Here is a 26,097-nt window from a genome sequence, read left to right as displayed (position 1 = left end):
GGAAAACGAGAGGCAGCAGTATGGCGACGAACATCGTTCGGGAATCTGCGAAGATCTACGAGTTCCCGGTTCGCAACATCCAGAGGCGGAAGGACGCGCAGGAAAACCGGCCCCGTCCGCTGATCTACGACAGCGGTTGCGGCAGCTGGTATCACGAGGAAGCGATCCGCGAAGACGAAGAGGCGCGCAAGCAGTAGCGCGCCCCGGATTCCAGATCAGGCCTTCACCCCGAAGAGCCGCAGACGCATGACGCCGCCGTCGGGGTGCATGGCGAAACGGACATGGGTCACCGGCCCGATATCGGCGATCGCCTCGCCGGCGTACTCGTGGACCTTGTCCATCTCCAGCTTCTGGCGGGAAAGAATCGGCTTCCAGGCCTCCGATGCCGCGATGTCGGCTTCCGACAGCGTGTCGCCGAGTTCCGGCAGATAGGCGCCGAGCAATTCGCAAGTGTCGGGATAATTTCCCTTGAAAAAGTGCGTGTCTACGACGACCCGGCGGATGATGCCGGGATGGCCGAGGCGGATCACCGCCCAGTCGTGACCCGGCCCGCGACGGCGCTTGGTCTCCCAGCCGTCGCCCATGTTGAGGCCGCGTCCCGGTCCGAGCATCTTGTCGGGATGGCCGTAATGGGCATCCGACCATGCGAGCGATTTCGCACCATGGAAGATGTAGGCGAGATCGATTTCCTCGTCCGCCGCGACCTTCGACCAGTCGAAATAGGCCGTCCCGTAGACGCGGAGCCGGGCAATGCCACCATCGGGATAGATGTGCAGGCGAAGATGCGTCCAGACCCGCTCGCGATCAGCATTCGCAAAGAAGTGCTGCGCCGAGGGACCGAGCGGGCTCTTCGGCAGAAGCTCGGTCCATTCGGTCGCATCCGTCGGGTCGCCGTCGGCCACGAAGGCGGCTTCGATCGAGCAGTGCGGCGGATAATTCCCGGTAAAGAAGTGCGTATCGACGTCAAAACCGGCGATGCGTCCCGGCATGGCGAGCCGGATCACCGACCAGTCGTGGCCGGGCACGCGCTTGCGGCGACTCTCCCAGCCGTCCATGTACTTGCCGTTGTCGTCGTAGAGTTCGGGATCGAAGGTAGCGGGCGCGTCGTTCAGCATGCGCTCCAGCGGCGCGAAGAACGCGTCGGTCGCAAAGACGCCCTTCGCCCCGAGGCGGGCGGAGGCGAGGTTGACGCAGCCTGCCGCGAAATCCGGCAGGAGGACGGTCGAAATTTCGGGCATGTCAGTCGTTCTCCGGGATGAGACTTTCGAGGCGAAGGCGGGCGATCTTCTCGACCTGCGCACAGGCGGTTTCGAATTCCTGTTCGCGGCTGTTGGCGATCCGTGCTTCGAAGGCGGACAGGATATCGTCCCTGGTCAGCCCCTTGACGGCGATGATGAAGGGAAAGCCGAACTTCGTCGTATACGCCTCGTTGAGCGCGGTGAAACGGGCGTGCTCGGCAGGCGACAGCCGGTCGAGGCCGGCGCCGGCCTGCTCCTTGCGGCTGTCCTCGGTCAGCTCGCCGGCGATTGCCAGCCGCCCCGCGAGGTCCGGGTGGGCGCGCAGCACGCCGAGCCGTTCTGCTTCGCTCGCAGAACGGAATGCCGCGCACATCGCCGCGTGCGCGCCAGCCGCCGTCAGCGGCTCGCGAACGCCACCGGCATCGAAGGCACGCTCGGCAATGAAGGGCGAGTGTTCGAAGACGCCGCCGAAGCGGGAGATGAAGCCGTTTCTGCTCACCATGTCAGATGCTGTCCGGCTTGTGGTGTTCGTGCCAGTGGCGGGCGATCTCGATTCGACGCGGCACCCAGACCTTCTCGTGCGAGAGCACGTAATCGATGAAGCGGGCGAGCGCCGCGGCGCGGCCGGGCCTGCCGGCGAGACGGCAGTGCAGGCCGACATTCATCATCTTGGGCGCCCCGTTCTTCCCTTCTTCGTAGAGCACGTCGAAGGCGTCTTTCAGATAGGTGAAGAACTGGTCGCCGGAATTGAAGCCTTGCGGCGTCGCAAACCGCATGTCGTTGGTTTCGAGCGTATAGGGAATGATGAGGAAGGGCTTTCCGTCCACGCCCTTCACCCAGTAGGGCAGATCGTCGGCATAGCTGTCCGAGGAATAGAGGAAGCCGCCCTCCTCCATGACGAGCCTGAGCGTGTTTTTCGAAGGTTTGCCCTGGTACATGCCGAGCGGGTGCGAGCCGGTCAGTTCCTTGTGCAGGCGCACCGCCTCGAGAATGTGCTGGCGTTCGACCTCCTCCGGAAAGTCCTTGTATTCGAGCCATCGGTAGCCGTGGCTGGCGATCTCCCATCCGGCTTCCGTCATCGCGGCAACCGCTTCCCGGTTGCGGGCCATGGCGAGCGTGACGCCGTAGACGGTCACCGGCACCTTGCGTTCGGTGAACATCCGCCAGAGCCGCCAGAAACCGGCCCGGGAACCGTATTCGTAAATCGATTCCATGTTGAGGTTGCGCTGGCCCGGCCAGGGCTGCGCACCGACGATTTCGGAAAGCAGGTTTTCCGACGCCGGATCGCCGTCGAGGATCGAGCTTTCGCCGCCCTCCTCGTAATTGACCACGAACTGCACGGCAATGCGGGCATCGTTCGGCCATTTCGGATCGGGAGCGGCGCGGCCGTAGCCGACGAGATCACGCGGATAATCATCCTTCAGCATCAAATCACCTTCGCCATGCGGATGCCGAACGGTAAGCATGGAGACCGGCGATGTCGAGACGGAAAAGACGACGCATGCTGCAGCGCCACATCAACGATCGCGACAGACCGTCATGCGATCTTGCGCACCGAAATCCGGCCGAGCGGGTGCAGCGAATGCACCTGGAACGGGGCGCCGGGCTCCCGCTCGACGACGAGCGCGAGATTAGCAACCACCGGCCGCTCCTGCAGCACCGGATCGAAATGGTGGCGAAGCGCCACCTCCACCCTCTGGAAATCCTTGGCGAGCAGCGGCCCCGTCAACGTCATGTGAAAGCGGAACTCGTCCATCACGTAAGGATGGCCCCAGCGGTAGAGATTGGCGAACTGCGGCGCCGACAGTCCTTCCGGACTGCGCCGTTCGATCTCCGCCTCGCTGAACGGCGCCCGGAAGGCGTCGAACTCCTGGACGACGGAGGCCGCGAGGTGGTCGAGCGGCGGGCAGGTCTTCGACAGCAGCAGGCCATAGAAATCACCGAGCCGCGCGACTTCCAGCCGCGGCAGCGCGACCGGCTCGATGCTGCCGGCAAACCGCATGAGACGGTTGAGAAGCGACGATTCGGTCTGCCCCTCCGCCAGCCGGAACGGCGCCTTGAAGGTCGCATGGAAGCCGGTACGGCGCGGCAGCGCCGTATGGAACGCAATTTCGTGCAGACCGAGACCGGGCACGACCGGATGATCGACCGGAAGGCCGCTGAAGACGTTCCGCCCGAGCCAGACTGACGCGGCATGCGCCAGGGCATCGCCCGGGGCGGCGTGAAATAGATCGCATACCGCATCGCAACTTCTCCGCGTGACGTCCTGGCGACGCATTTTAGCAATCGCCGTTACACGCAGCAGATAGGTGATTTGCGTGACAGTATGACGACGGGAGACCGTTGAAATTTCTCGCTTAACGAGAAGCGACGGCGATATGGCTCGAAAGATGGAAGGACGCCGGAAGGACCGGCGTACCGCCCTCGACGACCTGCAGGGCGGCATCGGCAAGCCGGTGCGCGAGACCGAAACTGACCTTGAAACCGCCGGTCAGCGCGATCACGTTGCAGTGGTCGGGATGCTCTCCCACCATCGGATCGCGGTCGATCGCCTTCGGCCGCAGGCCGGCCCAGCGCTCAATCACCTCGGCGTCTTCAAGCCCCGGCGCGAGGAGGCGCGCACGCGCGACAATCTCGTCCAGCTGTTCGTCGGTCGAGAAGGGATCGGCAAAGCGGTTCTCGCTGGTGCTGCCGATCGCGACACGCCCGCCCTCATGCGGGACGATATAGAGACCGTCCAGATAGAGGAGCGGAAGGTCGGGATCGATATCGGCGGAGAGCAAGGCAGCCTGCCCCTTCACCGGCTGGCCGAGCGGACGGGGAAACGGCGCACCCAGCGCCTCCAGGATCGGGAACGAACGGTATCCGGCCGCGACGATGACGTGGCCGAATGCTACCTCCTCTCCGGTGGAGAGGACGGCGATGCTGCGAGCGGCGTCGAGGCGGTCGAGTTCGGCACCTTCGCGAATCTTCACGTGTCGCGCAGAACGCAGGAAGGCGCCGAGGAGAGCCGAAACGCGGCGCGGGAAGACATGTGCTGCGAGCGTATCGAAGACGACGCCAGCTGTGGCGTGATCGGTGGCCGGCCAGCCGTTTCCGCAGGGCGATCCGTCACGCACGCTCCAGGCGAAACGGCGGTCACCTGCGATCCAGCGCTCGCCGGCCTCCTTCTCGTGCTTTTCGGCGATCACTCTCAGATGCGGCTTCGGCAGCGGGATCAGCCGGCCGCTGCGCCGGTAGCCCGCCGAAACGCCGGTTTCGCGCTCGAGGCGACCAATCTCCTCTTCCAGCGAGACGAGTGCATCGAACTGGAACTGCTTTTTGTCCGACCAGTTGTCCGGCATATGCGGCATCAGCGCGCCCATGAAACCGCCGCTTGCCCCGTGGCCGATCTCGCCGCTGTCGATCAGCAGCGTATCGATGCCGCGTCGCTCGGCCTGGACAGCCGCCCAGAGCCCCATGACGCCGCCGCCGACGATCAGGAGGCCGGCGCGCGATTGACCCGCGCGGACATGAGCAGTATCGGCTAATTGCATGACAGGTTCCACTTCGACACCGACGGCCGGCGACAGCGGCACGCTCTTGTGGCACGAGGGCGATATGCCCTATTCGGCCGCCTTTGGCGATCACTTTTATTGCCAGACGGACGGGCGGCTCGAATGCGGCCATGTCTTCCTTTCGGGCAACGGCCTGCCGGCGCGCTGGGAGACGGACGGACTCTTCCGGATCGGCGAACTCGGCTTCGGCACCGGCCTCAATGCCTGCGAGACCTGGCGGCAGTGGAAGCTCACGCGCAGGCCGGGCGGCGTGCTGCACTTCGTCTCCTTCGAGTTCTACCCGATGTCGGCAAGCGATCTTTCGCGCGCCCTCTCCCGCTGGTCGGAGATCGATGCGGAGCGCGAGGCGCTGGCGGCACTCTGGCCGTCAGAACCCCGCGGCACCATCGACCTCGCCCTCGACGAGGCGACCCGGCTGACGGTCGTCTGCGGCGACGCCCTCGCCTCGGTGACGGCCACCGGCCTTGCCTTCGACGCCTGGTATCTCGATGGCTTTGCACCGTCCCGCAACAGCGCCATGTGGTCGGCCGAACTGATGAACGCAGTATTCTCGAAAACCGTGGAAGGCGGCACGTTCGCGACCTATGCGGCGGCGGGCTTCGTCAGGCGGAACCTGATTGCCGCAGGCTTCGAGGTCGAGCGGCGAAAGGGCTTCGCCGGAAAGCGGGAAATGCTCTGCGGTGTGAAACCGGCCCGCTCAGGCGCCTGAAGCGGCGGCCGTCTCCCCGTCACGGGACTCCACGAGCCAACGCTCCATCTTGGCGGCGAGTTGCTCCGGTCCGACCGGCTTGGAAAGATAGTCGTCCATACCGGCGCCAAGACAGATGTCCCGGTCGCTGTCGAGCGCGTGGGCGGTGACGCCGATGATCGGGACGTGCCGGCCGTCTCCCACCGCCCTCTCGCGCTCGCGGATCGTCTGCGTCGCCTGAAGGCCGTTCATCACCGGCATCGAAACATCCATAAGGATCAGACGCGGGCAATGCCGCTCCCACGCGTCCACAGCCGCCTGCCCGTCGGTGACGATGGCGAAGCTCAGGCCGGCCGCCTGCAGGATCTGCGTGAAGACGATCTGGTTGACCTCATTGTCCTCCGCCACCAGAATTTCGTAGCCTGGCGTGACGACACTCTCCTGCATATCCGCCGTGGCAACGGACGAGAGACGCTTGCGGGGCGGCAGGACGGGCGGCGCCGTTTCCGCCGTGGCGTGCCCGCGCCGCAGGCGCGCCGCACGCACCACGTCGATGATGGCGTTCCGCAGGAGGTTGCTGCGGGCGGGCTTCATCAGCTGGGCGTCGACCTTCAGCTGGGCAAAGGCGCGCTCGTCGCCGACCGCATCCATCGACGTCAGGAAGACGATTGCCACGTCGCCGAAACGAGAATCTTCGCGAACCCGGTGCGCGAGATCGACGCCACTCATACCCGGCATCTGGTCGTCGATGACCAGTGCGTCGACCGCCACACCGAGACGGCAGGCCTCCTCGAGAATCGCAAAGGCAGCCGGACCGCCGTCGACGGCCAGTCCGTCGAAACCCCAGCCGACGAGCTGCTCGGCCAGGATTTTTCGGTTGAGCGCATTGTCGTCAACGACAAGCACCCGCGCGCCCTCTATGTTCGACGGCAGCGTGCGGTGCTGGTGGCGCCTGCCGGCCGTCTTGAACGGCAGCCGAACGGTAAAGACCGAGCCGTGTCCCGGTTCGCTTTCGACGTCGATGCTGCCCCGAAGAGCCCGACGAGGCCTGCGGTGATCGCAAGTCCGAGCCCGGTCCCCTCGTGCCGGCGGGTGGAGGACGAATCGGCCTGCGAGAACTTCTCGAAGATCGTCCGCTGCTTGTCTTCCGGAATGCCGACGCCGGTGTCCTCGATCCTCAGCGTCACCGTCACCTCGTCGTCCCCGGCAGGCTCGCTCGAAAGGGCGACGAGCACATGCCCCTTCTCGGTGAACTTGATGGCATTGCCGAGCAGGTTGGTGACGATCTGGCGGAAGCGACCGGCATCGCCGATGATCACATGGCGGGCGGCGGCATCACCCTCGACGACGAGCTCGATGTCCTTTTCTGCTGCCGCGGTCGAGAGCAGCGTCGCCACGTCCTCGACGGCGTCGATCGGGTCGAACGCCATCTTCCGCAACTGCATCTGGCCGGCGTCGATCTTGGAAAAGTCGAGAATGTCGTTGATGATCGTCAGCAGGGCATTGCCGGATTTCACGATGATGTCGACGAAGGTCTTCTGGCGCGTATCGAGGTTGGAGCCGGCCAGCAGTTCCGCCATGCCGAGCACACCGTTCATGGGCGTGCGAATTTCGTGGCTCATGTTGGCGAGAAATTCCGACTTCGCCCTGTCGGCCGCTTCGCTACGCGCGAGAAGGACCGTCAGTTCCTGTTCGCGCTTCTTCATCTCGGTGATGTCGGAATAGACGAGCATCCAGTGCCCGCGGCTGCTCACTGTCGCATCGACCTGGACCCATGTCTGGCCGTCGGCGAGGAAGACCTCGGAGAATCCCTTCTGCGCCTCGATCTTCTCCTGCCACTTGCCGAGCCGCGCCATCGGCTCCGCGCCGAAATCACCGCGCCGCGCGCAATAGGCGAAGGAGGCATGCCAGCTCTGGCCCGGCTCCACGAGCCTCGCCGGCACGTTCAGGATTCGTGCGAGTGCCTCGTTTGACTGCAGGATCACGCCGTCCTCGACAAAAGCGAGGCCCTGCGACATCACCCGCGTCGCATCGTGCATGAACTGGCCGAGTTGTTCGAGCTTGGCCTGGGCCTCGCCGATTTCGCGGTCCTTCTTCCGCATCTCGGTGAGATCGGCATAGGTCAGCAAGATGCGGTCGCCACTGAGTCGCGTGGCGGTGCTCAGCACGTACTTCCCATCGGCGTAAGCCATCTCGCGGGTCACAGACCCGCGGAGTTCGGTGAAGGCGGCGACACGCTGCCGATACCCCTCCTCGAATTCGGTTTCTGGCCAGCTCCACCCCTTCTTTCGATTGAGCTCGCAGTAATGGCGAAACGGCCTGCCCTCGAGCGGCGTGCCGTCGGGCCAGGCCCAGATCGTGGCGCATTGCTCGTTGGCGAACTCGACGTTCAGGTCGCGGTCGAGAATTGCGACGCCAACCGGCATGATTCGGAAGATGCTGACGAGATCGTCGTAAAGCTTCTCCGTCCGCGCCTGAGCTTCCAGCAGTTGCTGCTCGCGCGCCTTGAGCAGTGTCACGTCCGAAATGGAGCCGACGAGGTAAGGCTTCTGGTCGGGCGTGACGATCCGGCTCATCCGGGTGACGACGGAAGCCGGACGACCGTCCGGAAGAGTCACATCAGCGGCGCGTTCGATGAGGGCGCCGGTCCTCAGCACCTCGACATTGTCCTGATGGAACTCCGCGCCGAGTTCCGGAAACATCTCTTCCTCGTCGAGCCCGTACACGCTTTCGAGCGTGCACTGGTGCATCTCTTCGTAAGCTTTGTTGGCGAAGATGAAACGATGCTCCCGGTCGCGGATGAACACCGGAACCGGCAATTGCTCGATCGTGGTACGGTAAAGGACGCTTTCCTGCTCGCGCCGGTGCAACGGCGTCACATCTGAATAGGTGACCAGAATCTTGCCGCTGTCCAGATGCCGGGCGGCGACCGACAACACCATTCCCCGCGTCGTCTCGAACTGGGTCGCGCCGCCCTGCCCCTCGTCGTTCAGGATTTGCGCAAGCCGGCGGGCGTAGAGGTTTTCGAATACCTCTTCGCCGCGCTGGTAAACGCCCCGATCATAGTTCCTGCGGACGAAATCCCGGTAACTCATGCCGATGAGCCGTTCCGGCCGGTTGCTCCCGAGCATGCCCGCGAAGGCATCGTTGAAATATTCGATGACGAGCTTGTCGCTGAGCAACAGGACACCGACTGGCAGGAAGCGCAGCAGGCCCTCGATCTGGTGTTGCAGAGACGTACTGGATTCTCTTGCGTCCGGCACCGGCAACGAGCGCACGGCAACCAGGCTACGGGCCTGCCCCTCGGCCACCTCTCCGGCCTTCTCAAAGAGGTAGGAACGACCGTCTTCGTCGGAGAATCGCTCGATCATCAGACGACATGACCGCCCCATGCGATCGGCGATCAGAACGGCCTGCTCCTCCCCGAAGACGATCACCCGGCGCTCGCGGTCGTCGCGTTCGCCTCCGGCGACCTCCTCGAACAGCTCGCTGTCCGTCTTGCCGGCAAAATCCTCGGGGCGAAGGCCGAAAAGCTGCCCATAGGCCTCGTTTGCCGCGACGTAACGAAGTTCGCCGTTCTTGACGCATGCAGGATCGGGCAGATCGGAGATCTTGCTGCACACCCTCTCCAGCAAATCACGCGCCTTCGTCATCGCTCATCCCCCGAAGCGAAGATGCCGCCCAATGGTAAACGGTCCGTCACCACGACGTCAGAACGAGCGGCAATCACATCGGACTGTGCGCTGTTAGTCGACCGGTCGTGAAAAGACGAAGGATGGAGCAAGAGAATCGGGACCGAGAAACGTATTCGAAACGTGAGAATGCCGGAAAACTATGCTGCAAGACTTGCCCCAACCTGAAACAGGCAACCTGCGTTCTATTCAGCCGGCAAGGCCGTCCAGATAGCGCTCGAAGCTCCTTTTCTCGTCGGCTGGAAAGGTTTCTAGAAGCAGTGTCGCACCTTCCACCCGGTCGAGGCGGAAATCCCGGAAGCCGTCACGCAGTTCGCACCAGGCCGTCAGCAGCCACAGATTCCCGAAGGCGCTGAGGCCGAGCGGCCGGACAACCCGGCGCGTCACCGTGCCGGACAGACTGCGGTAGCCGATCTCCATTTTGCGGCGGGCGGAAATCGCCTTGCGGACCAGATCGAATGAGGCGGGGATCGTCCCCTGGCTGCCGCTGCGGAATGCCCGGAGCGGCGCCCGCCGCAGTCTTTCGATATGCTCCTTCGGGAGCGAAGCCTCCAGCTTTTCCAGCGCCTCGCGGGCCGCCCGGCCGAGCGAATCGTCACCCAGCATCTGCACTGCCCGTACCCCGAAGGCGAGTGCCTCCAACTGCTCGAAGGTGAAGACCAGTGGCGGCGCGTCGAAATCCTCCCGCAACAAATAGCCGACGCCGGGCTCGCCATCGATCGGCGCGCCAGATCCGACGAGATGCTCCATGTCGCGATAGATCGTGCGCCTGGAAACCTCCATCTTTTCGGCGATCTCGGCCGCCGTCATCGCGCGGCCCGTGGCGCGCATCAGCTGGATGATTCGGAAAAGACGGTCGGCTGGACGCATGATTGTGCACTCGGCTGAACGATTGTGGCCACAAGGCTGTCAGCAGGACTGTGCTTAAAGCTCACCATCCGGTCAACCGGCCGGGAGTCAAGACAAGGAGCACGACATGGAAAAGGCATATGAACTGGTGGTCTACGACGTCGCGGACCGGGAGAGCGCCATCGCGGCACGGGAAGGCATCAAGGCGGCACTCTCCGCCTTCCCCGGATACCTCGGCTGGACGACGCTCGCCGCCGCCGACGGCAGCGCCAAGCTCGCGGACCTGGTGACGTGGCGGACGCTCGAGGAGGCGAAGTCGGCGGCGAAGAAGGTCGAGAGCGACCCGGCCTTCGCGCCGTTCATGGCGCATGTCGCCGGAATCAACCTGATGGGCCACTTTTCGGAGGTCTGAGCCCCGGAACAGACTGTCCGGCGCCAGGCGAATGCCTGCCGCCGGTCTTCTTTCATTCGCCGCGTTTCCAGCCGGTGACCATGGCGCGCACGAGGTTTTCCTTGTGCTCCAGACTGGCGAGGACGACGCCGCAAATATGGAGCGCGATCAGCGCGAGCGTCGCATAGACGCACGTCTGATGGACTTCCTCGACCCACTCGACACCCCAGAAGGCGTCGGTGGTCATCATGTAGCCGCTGGTGACGATCCCCGAAATCATCAGGAGAAGGGCCACCACCATGGCGCCGCCGGCCGGATTGTGGCCGATGTAGCGCTTGGCACGCATGCGGGCGGTATCGAGGAGGAACGACAGGACCGTGCGCGGACTGTAGACGAAACTCGAAAACCGCGCATGGTGGCTACCGAAGAGCCCCCACAGCACCCGGATCGCGATCAGACCGGCGATGACGTAGCCGGAAATGATGTGCGCCGATTTCCACTCGTCACCCGTCAGGTACGAGAAGGTGAAGAAGCCGACCAGCGACCAGTGGAACAGCCGCACCAGCGGGTCCCAAACTTTCACCACCTCCGGCCGCGGTGAGCGGCCGGAAACAGTGCCGGGCATTTTCCGCACGGCTTCGTTCATTAGTCGGCTCCGGCGGTGCCGGCCTGTTCGCCGGTTTCCGGGTTGTAGAGAGCTTCGACCTTACCGCCCTTGGCATCGATGCCATAGACTTCGTAGCAGCCGTTCTCGACCTTGATCTTGCGGACTTCCATGCCTTCGCCGGTCAGCTTGGCCTTCAGCGCGTCTTCAGCCATCCACTTGTCCTTTGCAACGTCGCAGGAAGTGCTTTCTTCCGCGTGGGCGACGGCGCCGAGGGCGGAAAGAGCGAAGATCGAAGCGATAAAGGTCTTTTTCATGGGAACATCCTTTTGCAACCGGCCGGGGCACCATTGCCGCCGACCGTTGACGCGGAACCTAGCCGACCGATGCTGATCGATAACTGACGACAATTGTCAGGAAAATGTCAGCTTCACGGTGTTACATCGCGTCCATGAGTATGAGACTTGGGGACTGGCTGTCGCGACTCTCGCTCGCAGGGCTGGTCGCTGCCGCACTGCTGGCGATGCCCGTGCGCGTATACGCCGACGACGACGGACATGACGACGGGCACGAGAGTTCGGACAGCGATTCCGGCGACGGCGGACACGACGACGGGGGCAACGATCGGGGAGGCGACAGCGGCGGCGGCTCGAGCGGAAGAGGCGGCGGCAGTTCCTCGTCCAGCGACCATGACGACAGCCGCGACCGTATCCAGAAGGCGGTCGCCCTCGGCAAGATGAAGTCTCTGGCGACCCTTCAGAAGATCCTCCGTCAGCGTGTCAGCGGCGACATCGTCTCCGTCGAACTTCTCCGGGTGGGCCGGCGCCCCGTCTACGAGTTCCGCGTGCTGAAACCGAACGGCCGGGTCGTCGAAATCAATATTGATGCCGAGACCGGCACCGTCCTGCAGATCGAGAACAACTGATGCGGCTCCTGCTTGTGGAAGATGACCGGCTCATTGCCCGGAACGTGATCGCTCATCTGGAACGCGAGGGTTTCGTCGTCACGCACGAGACGGACGGCGAATGCGGCTGGTTCACCGGAGATTCGGAGGATTTTGCCGCCGTCGTGCTCGATCTCGGCTTGCCGGGACTGGACGGGCTTTCGGTCCTCAAGCGCTGGCGAAGCGGTGGCAGGGCAATGCCCGTCCTGATCCTTACCGCCCGAGGCAACTGGCAGGAGCGCGTGGAAGGGATCGACGCCGGCGCCGACGATTATCTTACCAAGCCCTTCCAGGTCCCGGAGCTTCTGGCGCGTCTGCGCGCCATCATCCGCCGCAGCTGCGGCCAGTCGACACCGGTCATGCTGATCGGCAGCATCGAAGTCGATCCAAGGACCAAGTCGGTCAAGCGCGACGGACTGCCGGTCAGCCTGACACCGCTCGAATATAGATGCCTCGTGCATCTGGCGCACAACCGCCAGCGCAACGTCTCGCAGGCGGAGCTGACCGAACAGCTCTATGCACAGGATTTCGAACGGGAAAGCAATTCGGTCGAGGTGCTGATCGGGCGCCTTCGCCGCAAACTCGGCCGAGAGATCATCGAGACGAGGCGCGGCTACGGTTACCGCATCGCCGGAGACGACGGCTGATGCATTCCATCCGCAGCCGCTTCTTTCTCGTCTCGGTCGCCAGCGTTCTGCTCGCCCTGACGATGGCGAGCCTCGCCTTCATCGAACTCTTCAGGACCAATCTCGAGCGGCGCGTCGACCAGGAACTGACTAACCACATCAACAATATCGCCGGCGCCCTGCGGGTAACGAAGGACGACCAGCTCGCTCTGCCGAAGACCCCGACCGACCTTCGCTTCCAGATGCCCTATGGCGGTCTCTACTGGCAGGCGGAGGACGATGTTCGCAAGCAGACGCTGCGCTCGCCGTCGCTCTGGGACTACGTGCTCGACCTTCCGGTCGATGTTCACGAAAGCGGAGAAATCCACCGGTACCACCTGAAGGGACCGGATGAATCGGATCTCATCGTCCAGGAACGCAAGGTGATTCTTGCCGCACCGGAGGGCGAGCGCGAAATTCGCATTGCTGCCGCCATCGACGCCGCCGAACTGACGAAAGCCGGCGGCGAGTTCGCCCGCGACATGCTGCCTTACGCAGCAGCGCTCGCAATTTTCCTGATCGCCGCTTCGCTTGCACAGCTGACTTACGGCCTGCGTCCAATCTCCTCGGTCAGCGAGGGATTGAACCGCATCCGCGAACGCAAGGCGGACCGGCTGACCGGCCGGTTTCCGGAGGAACTTCGTCCCGTGGTCGAGGCCGTCAACCGGCTGCTCGATTCGCAGTCGGAAATCCTCACGCGGGCGCGTGCCGCCGCCGGCGATCTCGCCCACGGGCTGAAGACCCCGCTGACGATCCTCGCCAACGACGCCGAGACCCTGCGTGAAAAGGGCGAGACCGAGCTTGCCCACGAGCTCGCGCATATCGCGACCGTCATGCAGGCCCATGTCGACCGCGAACTGACCCGTAGCCGCCTCGCCGTCAATGCGGAACTGCATCGTTCCGTCTCCGATCTCCGCAACACGGTCCAGACCATCGTCAGAACATTGAAGCGCACGCCGCTCGGCGAGCACCTCGACTGGAGGATCTCCGTACCGGCAGACATCGTGCTCGACGTCGATCCGCACGACCTGCACGAACTGATCGGCAACATCCTCGAGAACGCCTCGAAATGGAGCCAAAGCTGGGTTTCGGTCCGCCACGTCGAGACGAGCGGCAAGACCATGCTCATCGTGGAGGACGACGGTCCCGGCGCCGATGCCGAGGGCATTAGCCTGATGACGGAACGTGGGATGCGGCTCGACACGCAGAAGCCGGGTACGGGCCTCGGCCTGGCGATCGTCCGCGACATCGCGACAGCCTACGAGATCGATCTGCGCATCGAAAACCGCGAGGAAGGCGGGCTGCGGGTGACCCTCGGCTTCAGGTCAACACGCTGCGCTGCAAAATAACTGCTTGACTTTCATGCCCCCAGGCCCCACATCCGACATGCTTTCACCTTCCGGCCGCCGCGTGAGCGAGCCCAGCGACAACTGAGACGCGAAGAAGGGCAAAGCGCATGAATTGACGGGCGGAGAAATCCGCCACTGCGCTGGAAGCTTTTTCCAACTTACAAGTTCCCAAATCACGCGGGGTTCTTGACGCCAATGCCAACCGGCTCGCAACCCCGCGATCCGGTCGATGGTTTTTGGCGCCCCCGAAAGGTATGACTTTGACCACTTTCGATGATCTTGGCCTCTCCAAGAATATCGTCGCGACCCTGTCCGCACTCGGCTTCGCGACCCCGACTCCGATCCAGGAAAAGGGCATCCCCGTCGTTCTCGGCGGACGCGACCTCGTCGGCCTCGCCCAGACCGGCACCGGTAAGACAGCCGCCTTCGGCCTGCCGATGATCGAGATGCTCCTCAAGGACCAAAGCCGTCCGGAAAACCGCACCACCCGCGCCCTCATCCTCGCTCCGACCCGCGAACTGGTGAACCAGATAGGCGACAACCTGCGCAGCTACCTGCGTCGCCTGCCGCTGAAGATCAACCAGGTCGTCGGCGGCGCCTCGATCGGCAAGCAGCAGATGCAGCTCGAAAAGGGCACCGACATCCTCGTCGCCACCCCGGGCCGCCTGCTCGACCTGATCGCCCGCAATGCGATTTCGCTGCGCGCCGTGCGTTATCTCGTTCTCGACGAAGCCGACCAGATGCTGGATCTCGGCTTCATCCATGACCTGCGCAAGATCTCCAAGATGGTTCCGGCCAAGCGCCAGACCATGCTGTTTTCGGCCACCATGCCGAAGGCGATCGCCGATCTCGCTGCCAGCTTCCTGACCGATCCGGTCAAGGTCGAAGTCTCGCCCCCGGGCAAGGCCGCCGACAAGGTCGAGCAGCACGTTCATTTCGTCGCCGGCCAGAACGCCAAGACGGAAATGCTGAAGAAGATCCTCAACGACAACCCGGATGGCCGTTCCATCGTCTTCCTGCGCACCAAGCACGGCGCCGAGAAGCTGATGAAGCACCTCGACGCCACCGGCTACTCGGTCGCCTCGATCCACGGCAACAAGAGCCAGGGCCAGCGCGAGCGCGCCTTGAAGGGCTTCCGTGACGGCGAAATCAAGACGCTGATCGCCACCGACGTTGCCGCCCGCGGCATCGACATCCCGGCCGTCAGCCATGTCTTCAATTACGACCTGCCGGAAGTCCCGGACGCTTACGTCCACCGCATCGGCCGTACCGCCCGTGCCGGTCGCGACGGCATCGCGATCGCCTTCTGCGGTCCCGACGAAGGTCGCCTGCTGCGTGACGTCGAGCGCCTGATGGGCATCGACATCCCGGTCGCCTCCGGCGAACCGCCGGCCAACCTCTCGCGCCCCGTCCGTCCGCAGCGTCGTGGCGGTGCAGGTGGCGGCGGCAACAACCGCAATCATCAGGGTCAGGGCCAGGGTCGCGGCAAGTCCGAAGGCGGCGCCAAGGCTGATGGACGCCCCGCCGGCAAGCCGGGTCACCGCAAGGGTGGCAATGGCGGAGGGCAGAACCGCTCCGCCAACGGCAATGGCCAGAATCGCTCCGGTCACGGTCGTCCGGCCCGCTCGGACACGGCCGGCGGACGCCGCCGCGAAGCCTGATTTCGTTCAAGGAGGCGGCGGGTTTTGATCCGCCGCCTCACCTCTTTTCACTTCACCGCAGCGTTGCCGCCGTCGGCGTAGAGCGCCGAGCCGGTGACGAAACTCGCCATGGGGCTCGCCAGAAACAGTGCAGCCGCGGCGATTTCCTCCGGATCGGCGATCCGTTTCATCGCATGCAGGCCGGCCGCCCACTCCTTTTGGGCCGCATCGCCGGCAAGCGGCGTATCGACACCACCCGGCAGCAACGCATTGCAGCGGATGCCGCTCGCGCCGTAATCGGCTGTGATCCCCTTGACGAGCCCCATCAGTGCCGCCTTCGACGTGCCGTACGCCGCCATTCCCGGAATACCGACGCTGGTTCCGACGAAGGTGGAGGTGAAGACGATCGAGCCGCCGCCGGTCGCGAGCATGGCGGCGATCTGTGCTCTGGCGCCGAGAAATGCACCAGTCAGATTGACCGCGAGCGTCTCCTGCCATTCCTCGAGGGACACATCGGCAAGCGGCTTGTAGGGCCCGGCCGTGCCGGCGTTGTTGACGGCGATATCCAGCCCGCCGAAGTTTTCGAGGGCAGCATCGACCAACCGCCGGTGGGTTTCCTCGTCGGATATGTCGCCCGCGACGGCAACGACTTTGGCACCCGTGGCCGCGACGTCGTCGGCGAGACGGGAAAGCGCTTCTTCGCCCCGCGCATTGACGACGAGGGCGGCACCTTCCCTCGCAAAACGCAAGGCGGTTGCGCGCCCGATACCGCTCGATGCTCCGGTAATGATTGCGATCTTGTCTTGCAGCATGAACCTCTCTCCTTTTGTTGAGGGAGGTCACGGATAACGGTCACCGCCGAACGCCGACACCCGATTCCTGAGCTGGCCGTGCGCCTCTGTTGGTGAGGTAGACGCCGACGACTGCCAGCGCCGTTCCGGCCATCATCCAGCCCGTCAGTTGTTCACCGAACGCGACGGCCGCCTCGACGGCGGCAAGCGGCGGAACGAGATAGATGAGCGAGGCAGCCTTCGACACATCGCCGCGGCGGATCAGGTAGAGGAGCAGCATTATCGCTCCCATGGAGATGCCGAGCACCGCCCAGCCGAGCGTCGCGACAAGCCCGAGGCTCCATTCGATCCGCATGTCCTCGATCAGGTAGGCAGCCGGCAGTGTTACCGCGAGCGCTCCGACATATTGCAACGTGGCGACCGTGCGGATGTCGCCCTCGTGCAGGTAGCGCTTCTGGTAGATCGTGCCGCCGCTGACGAACGCCATGCCGATGATGTTGACCACGACCGCAAAGGCGGGAATGGCGGCCGCATCGACGGCGAAGACTTTCGGCAGCACAGCAATCGCGATGCCGACGAAACCGAGCAGGAGCCCCAGCCGCTGCGACGGGTTGAGCCGTTCGCCGACCAGACGGGTCGCCGCGATGCCGGTCATCAACGGCTGCAGGCCGGCGATGATGCCGGAAATCGCCGCCGGCACCCCTTGCCCGATCGCCCACCACACGGCGCCGAGATAGAAACCGTGAAGAAGAACGCCGGAAACCAGCGCATGGAAGAATGCCGCCGGCTTCTTCGGCCATGCCGCACCCGTCGAACGACAGACCATGTAGAAAAGGACCGCCGCGACCGCATAGCGCACGGCAAGGAAGGTCAGCGGATCGGCGAAGCGGTCGGCGAACTTCGCGACCACCCAGCCCGTCGACCAGAGAAACACGAAGAGGATGGGCGCGAGGCGGGCAAGTGTCACGAGGTTCTCCGAATCGGGTGCTTACCGCTTAGCGGGCGGGAGGGACAAGCTCAAAGGAGTTTTGTTGATCGCAGCCATCAATTCCGCTGATCGGCAGGGAATCGCCTAAAAATTGAGCAATTGCCAACGCCCAAATTTCAGGCGGCCGAGTGCATATCCAGGCCGCAACCCTTCGTCGCGTCGCCCGCATCCCGGCGCCTGCCCCGAATATTCGCCGAAAGCGCAAGCGATGTCGTGCAGCGAAAGGAGAACGACCACCGGAAAAAGTAGGTATTTCCGATTGTGCACGCTTCTTGCATCATTGAAGATGCTGTTGCGGAACCAAGAACGACAAAGGGGGGCGCATTGACGTTCGATGAAATGCTGACCGCGGACAAGGATCCGCGGACGCCGTACCGGACCTACCACGAGTGGTACTCCGGACAGGATCCGGCAAGGCTGGTGGCGAAATCGAGGGACGCGGAAAACATCTTCCGCAAGACGGGTATCACCTTCGCCGTCTATGGCCATGCCGATTCCTCGGAAAAGCTGATTCCCTTCGACATCATTCCGCGCATCATTTCCGGCCGGGAATGGCGCCGTCTCGCCCAGGGCATCGAGCAGCGGGTGCTGGCGCTCAACGCCTTCCTCGACGACATCTACCACAAACAGGAGATCGTCCGCGCCGGCCGCATCCCCGCCCGGCTCATCGAGCGGAACGATGCCTTCCTGCCGGAGATGATCGGTTTTCGGCCTCCGGGCGGCGTCTACACCCACATCGTCGGCACCGACATCGTCAGGACCGGTGAGGACCAGTTCTACGTGCTGGAGGACAATGCCCGCACGCCCTCCGGCGTCAGTTACATGCTGGAGAACCGGGAAACCATGATGCAGATGTTTCCCGAGCTCTTCCAGATCAACAAGGTTCGGCGGGTCGAGGACTATCCGCACCTGTTGCGCCAGAGCCTCGCGTCGCTCGCCCCGCCCGGCTGCAAGGGCAAGCCTCGCGTCGCCGTGCTCACGCCGGGCATCTACAATTCCGCCTATTACGAGCATTCCTTCCTCGCCGACATGATGGGCGTCGAGCTCGTCGAGAGTTCGGACCTGCGCGTCATCGACGGAAAGGTGAAGATGCGCACCACCCGCGGCTACGAGGCGATCGACGTGCTCTACCGCCGCGTCGACGATGACTTCCTCGATCCATTGACCTTCCGGCCGGATTCCGCGCTCGGCATTCCCGGCATCATGGATGTCTACCGTGCCGGCAACATCACGATCGCCAATGCGCCCGGCACCGGGATTGCCGACGACAAGGCGATCTATTCCTACATGCCGGAGATCGTCGAGTTCTACACCGGCCGCAAGCCGCTTCTCGAAAACGTGCCGACCTGGCGCTGCTCCGAGCCTGACAGCCTGAAATACGTGCTGGAGCATCTCGAGGAACTGGTCGTCAAGGAGGTTCACGGGTCCGGCGGCTACGGCATGCTGGTCGGCCCGGCCGCCTCAAGGAAGGAACGCGCCGCCTTTGCCGCCAAGCTCAAGGCTCAGCCGTCGAACTATATCGCCCAGCCGACGCTTTCGCTTTCCACCGTGCCGATCTTCGTCAACAAGGGCATGGCGCCGCGCCATGTCGACCTGCGGCCCTACGTGCTCGTCTCCGACAAGGTGCAGATCATCCCCGGCGGGCTGACGCGCGTCGCCCTCAAGCAGGGATCGCTCGTCGTCAACTCAAGCCAGGGCGGCGGCACCAAGGACACCTGGGTTCTGGAGGACTGACGGATGCTCGGAAGAACTGCCAACGGCCTCTATTGGATGTTCCGCTACATCGAGCGGGCCGAAAACGTCGCCCGTCTCGTCGATGCCGGCCTCAGGGTGTCGCTCACCCGCAGTAGTACCTCGGACGAGGACTGGGATGCGGTGTTGCAGAGTGCCGGCGTGCGCGACGCTTTCGGCGCCGGCCACGACACGCTGACCGCGGCCGACGCCATCGATTTCATGCTGCGTGACCCGGCCAATCACTCGAGTGTGGCCTCCTCGATAGAGGCAGCACGCAACAATGCCCGCATGGTGCGCACAGCGCTCACCCGCGAGACGTGGGAAGCGACCAACGAGTGCTGGATCAGTCTCAGGCAGACGCTGGCCCGTCGGCTGAAACCGGCGGATCTGCCGGAAGTGATCGGTGCCATCAAGAACGGAACGGGCCTGATCCGCGGCGCCTTCCACGGATCGATGCTGAGGAACGAGATCTACAACTTCGCTCGCATCGGCACCTTCATCGAACGGGCGGACAATACGAGCCGCATTCTCGACGTGAAGTATTACGTGCTACTGCCGGCGGTGAGCCATGTCGGTTCCTCGCTCGACAACATGCAGTGGGAGTCCATCTTGCGTTCGGTCTCGGCCCACCGGTCCTATCGCTGGGTCTATGATGGCGGCGACCATCGCGCCGCCAACATCGCCGATTTCCTGATCCTCAACGTGCAGATGCCGCGCTCGCTCGCCTATTCCTACGAGAAGATCACCAGCGATCTCGGCTACATCGGCCGCGAATACGATGAGCGGCTGCCGGCCCACGATACCGCCGAGGAGGTGCGTCGCAGCCTGCGCTCGACCTCCGTCGCCGAGATCATGGACCAGGGGCTGCACGAATTCCTCGGCAATTTCATCGCCCGCAACAACCAGTTGGGGCGCGAGATATCCGATGGATACCGGTTCTACAGCTAATTCGAACGGATGGAGCGCGCCATGCGGCTGAAAATCACCCATACGACCGAATACCGCTACGACCAGCCGATCTCCTACTCGCTGCAAAGGCTGCGGCTGACCCCGCAGAGTTCGCCCGGGCAGAAGGTGCGGTCCTGGCAGGTCGCCGTCGACGGTGCGGCGATCGAGGCCGGATACGACGATCATTTCGGCAACCATGTGCAACTGGTCTCCGGCGAGGGCGGCGACAGGCAGCTCCACATTGTCGCCTCCGGCGAGGTCGAGACGGAGGACCGCGCCGGCGTCTTCGGGCCCCACGCGGGCGACACCCCGCTCTGGCTCTTCCTGCGCGACACGCCGCGCACGAGGGCCGGAAAACAGGTGCGCGAACTGGCCCGCAACCTTCCCGACGACGATCCGCTCGCCCGCATGCATGCGCTGATGAACGCGATCCACGAGAACGTGCGCTATCAGCCGGGCATGACCGGCACCGAGACGACCGCCGAAGAGGCGCTGAAGGCCGGCCACGGCGTCTGCCAGGACCATGCCCATATCTTCATCGCAGCCGCCCGGAGCCTCGACATCCCCGCCCGCTACGTCTCCGGCTATCTGATGATGGACGGGCAGGAGGAGCAGACGGCGACCCACGCCTGGGCGGAGGCGCATCTTCCGGGGCTCGGCTGGGTCGGCTTCGATGCGGCAAACCGCGTCTGCCCGGATGCGCGCTATGTGCGGATCGCCTCCGGCCTCTGCTATGCCGACGCCGCGCCGGTCTCCGGCATGCGGATCGGCCCGGCGGGCGAAAACCTCTCGGTCGCCGTCGTCGTCAGGCGCCAGGAACAGGCCCAAAGCCAGAACTGAGAGCGCCGTGCGTCTCGCGATCCCCGGCTGACGAGGTCAGTTCGGCACCATGCTCGCACTCTAGAATGCCGCCCGAAACAGGCTTCTCGGGCGGAGAACAGGGTGTTCGGACGATCGGTGTTTCAGTCGGTGGTGGAGCGGCTCGCGGCGGAGCGCGCCGCCGAGGACGACGACGAGCCGCGCGCCCACCGGGTTTCGGGGCTCTCGTCGGGCTTCGTCCGCGAGGCCGGTGCCGCGCCCGCAACAGACGGCCGCCGGGCGGAAGACCTCTATCGCGACCTGATGGCCGAGGACGGAGAGGCAGAGAGCATTGTACCGCCGGCGGAACCGGCTCCACCGGAGCCGCCGGTCATGCCGGCGCACCTTGCCCGGCTCTTGCCGCAGGAGATCGCCGAGGATCTGGCGCTTTCGGCGGACGACACCGCCGCGATACTCGCTGAAAAGCGGCGCCGGTTTGCCCGCGCCAATCATCCGGACGGCGTGCACGAAGCCTTCCGCGACGCCGCCAACATGCGGATGAAGGTCGCCAACCTGCTGATCGACGAGGCGCTCGCCCGGCTCGCGTGACGTCTCTCAGTCGCAGAGACGTTTCAGGAGATGGATCAGCTGGTCGCGTTCGCCGGTGCCGCCGAGCCGTGCGATGAGGCGTTCCTCATGCTCTGCCCAGATCGGCATCAGCTCGTTCAGGTACTCGGCGCCCGTCCTCGTCGTATAGAGCGCCTGCACGCGCCGGTCGGTTTCCGACTTCCGGCGCTCCACCAGCCCCTTCTCTTCGAGACCGTCGACGATCGCGACGAAATTCGCCCGCTGGATGCCGAGCGCTTCGGCGACTTCGCTCTGCTTCAGGCCCTGATTGCAGCTGAGCAGCAGCAGGACCGCGAAATCGGTCGGTCGCAGGTCCTTGGCGGCGAACGCCTCGTTGAATTGCTGGAAGACCGCCAGTTGCGCCCGGCGCAATCGATACCCGACCGCATCCTCCATCATGGAAAAATCGATTGCCGACTGTGGATTTGGTTCCCCGTCTTTTGTTCTCGGCATGCTTAGGCCATTCTCCCCCACTCCGCTCCACAGGACGATGCCGCACGCATTCCCGAGGAAGCCTCCCAACATAGTACTAGAACGCCCGACCGGCACAAGCCTCGCCGTCCAAGTGACTGCGAAACAAATATATTCCGAAAAAGTATGTCTTTTTTGCAAATGCCTTCGGCCGATGGCAGGACGAGGCGCGACGCCCCCTGCCCGCGGCGATCGCGGCGCGTGAGGAGAGACGAAGAAAGGCGCAGGGCAAAGACCCGCTCCGTTCATTTTCGCGATTGCAGGCGAAACGAGTCTAGGGTATGACCGCTTCGTCAGCGCTTCGGCCGCACAGGCCGACGGAGCACCCGTAGCTCAGCTGGATAGAGTGTTGGATTCCGATTCCAAAGGTCACAGGTTCGAATCCTGTCGGGTGCGCCATTCAATTTTTGGTCCGTTCTGGGCACATAGGTTACGTTTTATTCCTGAGACATAGGTAACACTTTTGGACCGCAAGGGTTCGAAAGGTTCGAGCCTGCATGTCTCATCCCAGATCGTATCCATGACGCTTGCAAGCCAAATATTGTCTTCGACCTGTTTGACGCCGGCGGTCTGACCAGCGAAGACCAGACTGAGATTGATCTTCTTGCGCTTGTAGCAGATGCGTCCGCATGTCGTAACGGTGATTGTCTGGTCATGGAACGGGCTTGACTAGGCCGTTACGGTCGAGAACGGCATGCACGGTCGAGATCGCCGGCGTGTGAACATCCGGATATAGCCGCGCCAGCCGCTCTCTGATCTCCGGTGCGCCCCAGTTGGGCTGCCCTGCTTGGTCCGGACAATCAGCTTCTCGATTGCACAGCTTATGCTGTGGTGCGGCGGCGGTCTTTCGTCAGCTTTTAACGGCAAAGCGAACAGCGCGAACATATCGTGCGCCAAGTTCGTTGCAGCTAGCTTGCCGCCAGATCCCATTCCCCGCCCAACGCTCTGCAACTTAAATCGACCCTACCAATCGTGAAGCCGGCGGCGCTATGCGGACATCGGGCACATCGTTGATCGACAGAAACATCGGCTGTGCAGCTCGCCCAATCACATGGCCATCTTTTGGCGTACATCCGTTTCATGGCTTCGGCCTGATATAGATGCCAATCTGAGACTAAGGCGGAGGGCACTCCCCGTCATATGACGCGGAAAGCATTGACGCGCATACAGCCCATGCACTAGCCGTTGAGCAACGGACCGTTCATAGTCGAGAGCGCCAATGACAATTGAAATTGTAGACCAAGGCCGCAACAATGTTTTGGACGTGGACCCGAAGTTTCTGGAAATTCAATCTGGTAAAATAATTTTTTCCGGGGACGACAATACGCTGCGCATTGGCAAGGCTGCGCAATGCGTGGCGGCCAGATCCAAATATGGAACGGCAGCAAAGTTGAAATTGGCTCGGGTTGCCTGCTCGGCTTTATTGACATATTTGCAAACCGAGGCGCGAACATTCAAGTCGGAAAGAACGTTGGCTTTACCTGGACGGTGAAGCTTCACGCCCACGAATTCGGCATTCTGACAGTTGGTGATGAATGCCTCATTGCGAAAGACAGCCTGATCACCATTAGCGATATGCATTCCATCATCGATTTGCGAACAAAAGAGCGGATAAATCCCGCCGCGAACGTTTCGATCGGCAAGCGAGTATGGCTGGCCGAAAATGTTCGCGTTCTCAAGGGCGTGGTCATAGGAGACGGATCTATAATAGGAACCTGCTCGGTTGTGACGAAGGATATTCCACCTGAGAGCCTTGCGATAGGCACTCCTGCTCGCGTTGTGCGGGATGGCGTCACATGGAGCCATGAACTGATCTAGTCCATATAGAGTGGCGCCGAGCGCTCGACGATACCGTTGGACCGCCGCTGCTAGACCCCTCCCCCCCTCACTCACACGTCCCCGGAACCTCCACCCGGTAGGTGGTCTTGCCCGTTCCTTCGGGCGGGATGGGCACGAGGTAGACGGTGAGGTCGCATTCCTGCGTGCGCACCTGCCATTCGCTCGCGCCGTCCTTGCGCGTGCCGGTGTTGGAGATCGCGCCGACCGGCGCCTGGCGGAGGGCGTTCGCGACGTCGCTGCTGGCGAGGATCGTGTTGATCCGCTCGGCGCTGTCGTAGAAGCCGGAAAGCGCGGCGGCGGCCAGCGTTGGGAGTGCGGTTGCGAGTGCCGTGGCGATGACGGCGGCGATCATGCGTCTCATGTGTTCCCCCTGAAACCTCTCTGCCAAGGGTCACACGCGCGGCGGGACGCGCGCAAGTCCTCCGCCACGGGCGAGAACCGGAAAAGCGGGGCAAGAACCGAAAAAAGCCGGGGACGCCGCTTGCGCGGAAAAAGCTGCATGAAAAGCGCTGCGGGCACCCTCGCCCGCGGGACGTCACATCCCGCCGGTCAGGTGAGCGCCTCGGCCAGGAGGTCCAGCGCACCGCACTCACTTGCGTACCGCCTGCTCCGGCCCATCGCCCGGTAGAGCGTGGCGCGGCTCACCCCGAGCTCGCGGGCGGCATCGGTGGCCGAGAGCTCGCCCGCGCCGATCGCCTGCATCGCGTCGGCGACGCTATCGGGCGGCAGCTTCACCGGCCGGCCGATCTGCCGGCCGCGGGCGCGCGCCGCCGACATGCCGGCCTTGGTCCGCTCCGAGATCAGCGTCCGTTCGAATTCCGCAAGCGCCCCCATGATGTGGAAGATCAGGATGCCGCCGGCCGAGGCCGTGTTGATCGCCTCGGTGATCGAATAGAGGCCGATGTTGCGGCGTCCGAGCTCGGTGACCACTTCGATGAGATGGGAGAGCGAGCGCCCCAGCCGGTCGAGCCGCCAGATGACGAGCGTGTCGCCGGGCTTCAGCCGGCCCATCGACTGCGCGAGACCCGGACGGTTGCGCGAGGCGCCGGAATGGCCCTGGTCGGTGAAGACATGGTCGCATCCGGCCTCCGCGAGCGCCTGCAACTGCAGGTCGATGTTCTGGTCGGACGTCGATACACGCGCATAACCTATCCGCATTGTCGAAAGCGCATCCAGTTCTAGGTCACCTACCAGCCCTCACCGCGCCCGGAGAACCCCGGCTACGAAGGCAATCTGTATCATAAACGTTCCCTTTTGAGCACATCTTTAGGTATTGGTCAATAAGAAAATACATCTATAAGTATGCATTGCGCAGCACGAAGCCGATCGACCCGACCAATGGGGCCACTTTCTCGAGAATTGTCAACGCGCTGAAAGATAACGGGAATTATTCCACCTGCCGGACACCGTCCGTCTTTGCCGCGGAGAGAGATCGCAACCGGAGCAAAATCACTGGTTGCAGATCGGTTTCCGGTGATTGCGCAAATAGGAACGCTTTCGAGACGCAGATGGCGCCTTCCGAAGCGCATCGTTCAACCGAGAAAAGAGGATACGGGAAATGCCCAACTATAGCCTGACCCTGAACATCGCACCGGACGACCTGAAGAACATCAAGGCGGCCCAGCAGCGCATCACGCTCGCAAAGCCGGTCGGCAGCGGCGACCCGAACGTCATCTGGCTGTCGATCGATCCCTTCCAGTCCACCACGGTCGAATGGACCGAGGACTACTGGGTCTTCGCCTCCACCACCGCCGTCGCCCAGGGCGCGAGCATCAGCAAGCTCTCCGAAGTGACCCCCGGCCCGGCGCTCGACGGCGGCTACTATCCGTTCACCTCGGCGGCCGTCTTCAACTCCTTCCAGAAGGATCCGTCGATCCCCGGCGGCACCTTTGCCGCCAACAACGACATGCCGAATTCGCAGTATCCGTTCCTGACCTTCGGCCTGTCGCAATCGGCGCTCATCAACAAGAAGCCGGCGGAGCGCAAGCCGATCTCCGCCCAGACGGTGCTCGCCACCCAGCAGATCCAGATGACGCCGTTCACCAGCATCTACATCTGGCTGCAGAGCCAGTTCGCCAGCGAGACGATCATCACCAAGATCATCGGCCACACGGCAGTCGCCAAGTTCGGCGGCGGCGTCAACGACATGACGCTGAAATACGATGCGGACCGTGGCGTCTTCGTGCCCGAAACCTCGTCGAAGGCCCTGCTCGAACAGGGGCTCATCGAGCTGCGGACGCCGCTGCTGCTCTGATCGCCTCCGCCCCGGCGGCCGGTTCCACCCG

Annotated in this window: 27 protein-coding genes, 1 tRNA gene and 2 pseudogenes; 14 read left to right on the top strand and 16 right to left on the bottom strand. The window is 63.5% G+C overall.

Translation table 11 applies throughout. The annotated features are described in order from the left end of the window. Positions 1-20 precede the first annotated feature (20 nt). Entirely contained in the window at positions 21-197 is a 177-nt protein-coding gene (locus H4I97_RS03990; protein WP_182306638.1) for a DUF2735 domain-containing protein, read from the top strand. An 18-nt stretch (positions 198-215) separates the two neighbouring features. Here H4I97_RS03990 and alc read toward each other — a convergent pair whose 3' ends face one another. From alc to H4I97_RS03965, 5 genes and pseudogenes are all read right to left on the bottom strand, one after another. Next, positions 216-1,238 (bottom strand): allantoicase, encoded by a 1,023-nt coding sequence (alc, locus tag H4I97_RS03985; RefSeq protein WP_182306637.1) that lies wholly within the window; start codon positions 1,236-1,238, stop codon positions 216-218. Between the two features lies 1 nt (position 1,239). Next, the gene (uraD, locus tag H4I97_RS03980) at positions 1,240-1,740 is read right to left on the bottom strand and encodes a 2-oxo-4-hydroxy-4-carboxy-5-ureidoimidazoline decarboxylase (RefSeq protein ID WP_182306636.1); all 501 of its coding nucleotides are present in this window, start codon (positions 1,738-1,740) and stop codon (positions 1,240-1,242) included. Position 1,741: 1 nt separating this feature from the next. Further along, entirely contained in the window at positions 1,742-2,665 is a 924-nt protein-coding gene (gene puuE, locus H4I97_RS03975; RefSeq protein WP_182306635.1) for an allantoinase PuuE, read from the bottom strand. 110 nt (positions 2,666-2,775) lie between these two features. After that, a pseudogene (locus tag H4I97_RS03970) lies at positions 2,776-3,482 on the bottom strand (DUF1045 domain-containing protein). A 113-nt stretch (positions 3,483-3,595) separates the two neighbouring features. After that, on the bottom strand, positions 3,596-4,774 hold the full coding sequence (locus tag H4I97_RS03965) for an NAD(P)/FAD-dependent oxidoreductase (RefSeq protein WP_182306634.1): 1,179 nt from the start codon (positions 4,772-4,774) through the stop codon (positions 3,596-3,598). Here H4I97_RS03965 and mnmC2 point away from each other — a divergent pair. Further along, positions 4,773-5,504: a tRNA (5-methylaminomethyl-2-thiouridine)(34)-methyltransferase MnmC2 gene (gene mnmC2 / locus H4I97_RS03960; protein ID WP_182306633.1), complete on the top strand. Its 732-nt coding sequence runs from the start codon at positions 4,773-4,775 to the stop codon at positions 5,502-5,504. The genes H4I97_RS03965 and mnmC2 overlap by 2 nt on opposite strands. On the opposite strand, the gene H4I97_RS24505 is transcribed toward mnmC2, so the two are convergent. The 3 genes from H4I97_RS24505 to H4I97_RS03950 all read right to left on the bottom strand — a co-directional run bounded on the left by H4I97_RS24505 (position 5,493) and on the right by H4I97_RS03950 (position 10,045). Then, a complete protein-coding gene (locus tag H4I97_RS24505; RefSeq protein ID WP_244658711.1) occupies positions 5,493-6,389 on the bottom strand; it encodes a response regulator in 897 nt (298 codons plus the stop codon). The two genes, mnmC2 and H4I97_RS24505, sit on opposite strands and share 12 nt — an antisense overlap. Positions 6,390-6,400: 11 nt before the next feature. After that, positions 6,401-9,136: a PAS-domain containing protein gene (locus H4I97_RS03955; protein ID WP_244658710.1), complete on the bottom strand. Its 2,736-nt coding sequence runs from the start codon at positions 9,134-9,136 to the stop codon at positions 6,401-6,403. Between the two features lie 228 nt (positions 9,137-9,364). Next, positions 9,365-10,045 (bottom strand): helix-turn-helix transcriptional regulator, encoded by a 681-nt coding sequence (locus tag H4I97_RS03950; protein WP_182306632.1) that lies wholly within the window; start codon positions 10,043-10,045, stop codon positions 9,365-9,367. Positions 10,046-10,151: 106 nt separating this feature from the next. Here H4I97_RS03950 and H4I97_RS03945 point away from each other — a divergent pair, with 106 nt between their 5' ends. Beyond that, on the top strand, positions 10,152-10,436 hold the full coding sequence (locus tag H4I97_RS03945) for a hypothetical protein (protein ID WP_182306631.1): 285 nt from the start codon (positions 10,152-10,154) through the stop codon (positions 10,434-10,436). 52 nt (positions 10,437-10,488) lie between these two features. On the opposite strand, the gene H4I97_RS03940 is transcribed toward H4I97_RS03945, so the two are convergent. Then, positions 10,489-11,061 carry a cytochrome b/b6 domain-containing protein gene (locus H4I97_RS03940; protein ID WP_244658709.1) on the bottom strand — a complete coding sequence of 191 codons (573 nt, stop codon included), beginning with the start codon at positions 11,059-11,061 and terminating at the stop codon, positions 10,489-10,491. Beyond that, on the bottom strand, positions 11,061-11,336 hold the full coding sequence (locus H4I97_RS03935) for a PepSY domain-containing protein (RefSeq protein WP_112688731.1): 276 nt from the start codon (positions 11,334-11,336) through the stop codon (positions 11,061-11,063). Before H4I97_RS03935 ends, H4I97_RS03940 begins: the two co-directional genes overlap by 1 nt. Positions 11,337-11,470: 134 nt before the next feature. Between H4I97_RS03935 and H4I97_RS03930 the strand changes: the two genes are divergently transcribed. From H4I97_RS03930 to H4I97_RS03915, 4 genes are all read left to right on the top strand, one after another. Further along, entirely contained in the window at positions 11,471-11,944 is a 474-nt protein-coding gene (locus tag H4I97_RS03930) for a PepSY domain-containing protein (protein ID WP_182306630.1), read from the top strand. Further along, positions 11,944-12,609, top strand: coding sequence for a response regulator transcription factor (locus H4I97_RS03925; RefSeq protein ID WP_182306629.1), 666 nt, complete (start codon positions 11,944-11,946; stop codon positions 12,607-12,609). The genes H4I97_RS03930 and H4I97_RS03925 overlap by 1 nt, the downstream gene beginning before the upstream one ends. Continuing rightward, a complete protein-coding gene (locus H4I97_RS03920) occupies positions 12,609-13,976 on the top strand; it encodes a sensor histidine kinase (protein ID WP_244658708.1) in 1,368 nt (455 codons plus the stop codon). Before H4I97_RS03925 ends, H4I97_RS03920 begins: the two co-directional genes overlap by 1 nt. Positions 13,977-14,230: 254 nt before the next feature. After that, a complete protein-coding gene (locus H4I97_RS03915; protein WP_182306628.1) occupies positions 14,231-15,637 on the top strand; it encodes a DEAD/DEAH box helicase in 1,407 nt (468 codons plus the stop codon). A gap of 47 nt (positions 15,638-15,684) precedes the next feature. Here the strand turns inward: H4I97_RS03915 and H4I97_RS03910 are convergent, their stop codons facing one another. Then, positions 15,685-16,428, bottom strand: a complete 744-nt coding sequence (locus H4I97_RS03910) for an SDR family oxidoreductase (RefSeq protein WP_182306627.1) — start codon at positions 16,426-16,428, stop codon at positions 15,685-15,687. 40 nt (positions 16,429-16,468) lie between these two features. After that, complete coding sequence (locus H4I97_RS03905) at positions 16,469-17,374, bottom strand: DMT family transporter (RefSeq protein WP_182306626.1); 906 nt, start codon at positions 17,372-17,374, stop codon at positions 16,469-16,471. Positions 17,375-17,734: 360 nt separating this feature from the next. Here H4I97_RS03905 and H4I97_RS03900 point away from each other — a divergent pair, with 360 nt between their 5' ends. From H4I97_RS03900 to H4I97_RS03885, 4 genes are all read left to right on the top strand, one after another. Continuing rightward, the gene (locus H4I97_RS03900) at positions 17,735-19,129 is read left to right on the top strand and encodes a circularly permuted type 2 ATP-grasp protein (RefSeq protein WP_182307537.1); all 1,395 of its coding nucleotides are present in this window, start codon (positions 17,735-17,737) and stop codon (positions 19,127-19,129) included. A gap of 3 nt (positions 19,130-19,132) precedes the next feature. Further along, positions 19,133-20,077 (top strand): alpha-E domain-containing protein, encoded by a 945-nt coding sequence (locus tag H4I97_RS03895; RefSeq protein WP_182306625.1) that lies wholly within the window; start codon positions 19,133-19,135, stop codon positions 20,075-20,077. 21 nt (positions 20,078-20,098) lie between these two features. Then, positions 20,099-20,917 carry a transglutaminase family protein gene (locus tag H4I97_RS03890; RefSeq protein ID WP_182306624.1) on the top strand — a complete coding sequence of 273 codons (819 nt, stop codon included), beginning with the start codon at positions 20,099-20,101 and terminating at the stop codon, positions 20,915-20,917. A gap of 102 nt (positions 20,918-21,019) precedes the next feature. Further along, positions 21,020-21,484: a hypothetical protein gene (locus tag H4I97_RS03885; RefSeq protein WP_182306623.1), complete on the top strand. Its 465-nt coding sequence runs from the start codon at positions 21,020-21,022 to the stop codon at positions 21,482-21,484. Positions 21,485-21,490: 6 nt separating this feature from the next. On the opposite strand, the gene H4I97_RS03880 is transcribed toward H4I97_RS03885, so the two are convergent. Continuing rightward, positions 21,491-21,955: a MarR family winged helix-turn-helix transcriptional regulator gene (locus tag H4I97_RS03880; protein ID WP_244658707.1), complete on the bottom strand. Its 465-nt coding sequence runs from the start codon at positions 21,953-21,955 to the stop codon at positions 21,491-21,493. Between the two features lie 340 nt (positions 21,956-22,295). Between H4I97_RS03880 and H4I97_RS03875 the strand changes: the two genes are divergently transcribed. Further along, positions 22,296-22,372: transfer RNA gene (locus H4I97_RS03875), tRNA-Arg, on the top strand. A gap of 38 nt (positions 22,373-22,410) precedes the next feature. Here H4I97_RS03875 and H4I97_RS24900 read toward each other — a convergent pair. Beyond that, a pseudogene (locus H4I97_RS24900) lies at positions 22,411-22,636 on the bottom strand (IS481 family transposase); the annotation flags it as partial. Between the two features lie 687 nt (positions 22,637-23,323). On the opposite strand from H4I97_RS24900, the gene H4I97_RS03870 reads away from it, so the two are divergent. Continuing rightward, positions 23,324-23,791: an acyltransferase gene (locus tag H4I97_RS03870; RefSeq protein ID WP_182306622.1), complete on the top strand. Its 468-nt coding sequence runs from the start codon at positions 23,324-23,326 to the stop codon at positions 23,789-23,791. A gap of 67 nt (positions 23,792-23,858) precedes the next feature. Here H4I97_RS03870 and H4I97_RS03865 read toward each other — a convergent pair whose 3' ends face one another. Beyond that, the gene (locus H4I97_RS03865; RefSeq protein ID WP_182306621.1) at positions 23,859-24,173 is read right to left on the bottom strand and encodes a hypothetical protein; all 315 of its coding nucleotides are present in this window, start codon (positions 24,171-24,173) and stop codon (positions 23,859-23,861) included. Between the two features lie 188 nt (positions 24,174-24,361). Next, on the bottom strand, positions 24,362-24,970 hold the full coding sequence (locus H4I97_RS03860; RefSeq protein WP_182306620.1) for a recombinase family protein: 609 nt from the start codon (positions 24,968-24,970) through the stop codon (positions 24,362-24,364). A gap of 400 nt (positions 24,971-25,370) precedes the next feature. Between H4I97_RS03860 and H4I97_RS03855 the strand changes: the two genes are divergently transcribed. Then, positions 25,371-26,066, top strand: coding sequence for a hypothetical protein (locus tag H4I97_RS03855; protein ID WP_182306619.1), 696 nt, complete (start codon positions 25,371-25,373; stop codon positions 26,064-26,066). The last annotated feature ends 31 nt before the right edge of the window (positions 26,067-26,097 follow it).

The organism is Ciceribacter thiooxidans, from assembly GCF_014126615.1.
Classification (GTDB): Bacteria; Pseudomonadota; Alphaproteobacteria; order Rhizobiales; family Rhizobiaceae; genus Allorhizobium; species Allorhizobium thiooxidans.
This window is presented reverse-complemented; position numbering and strand designations above follow the sequence as displayed.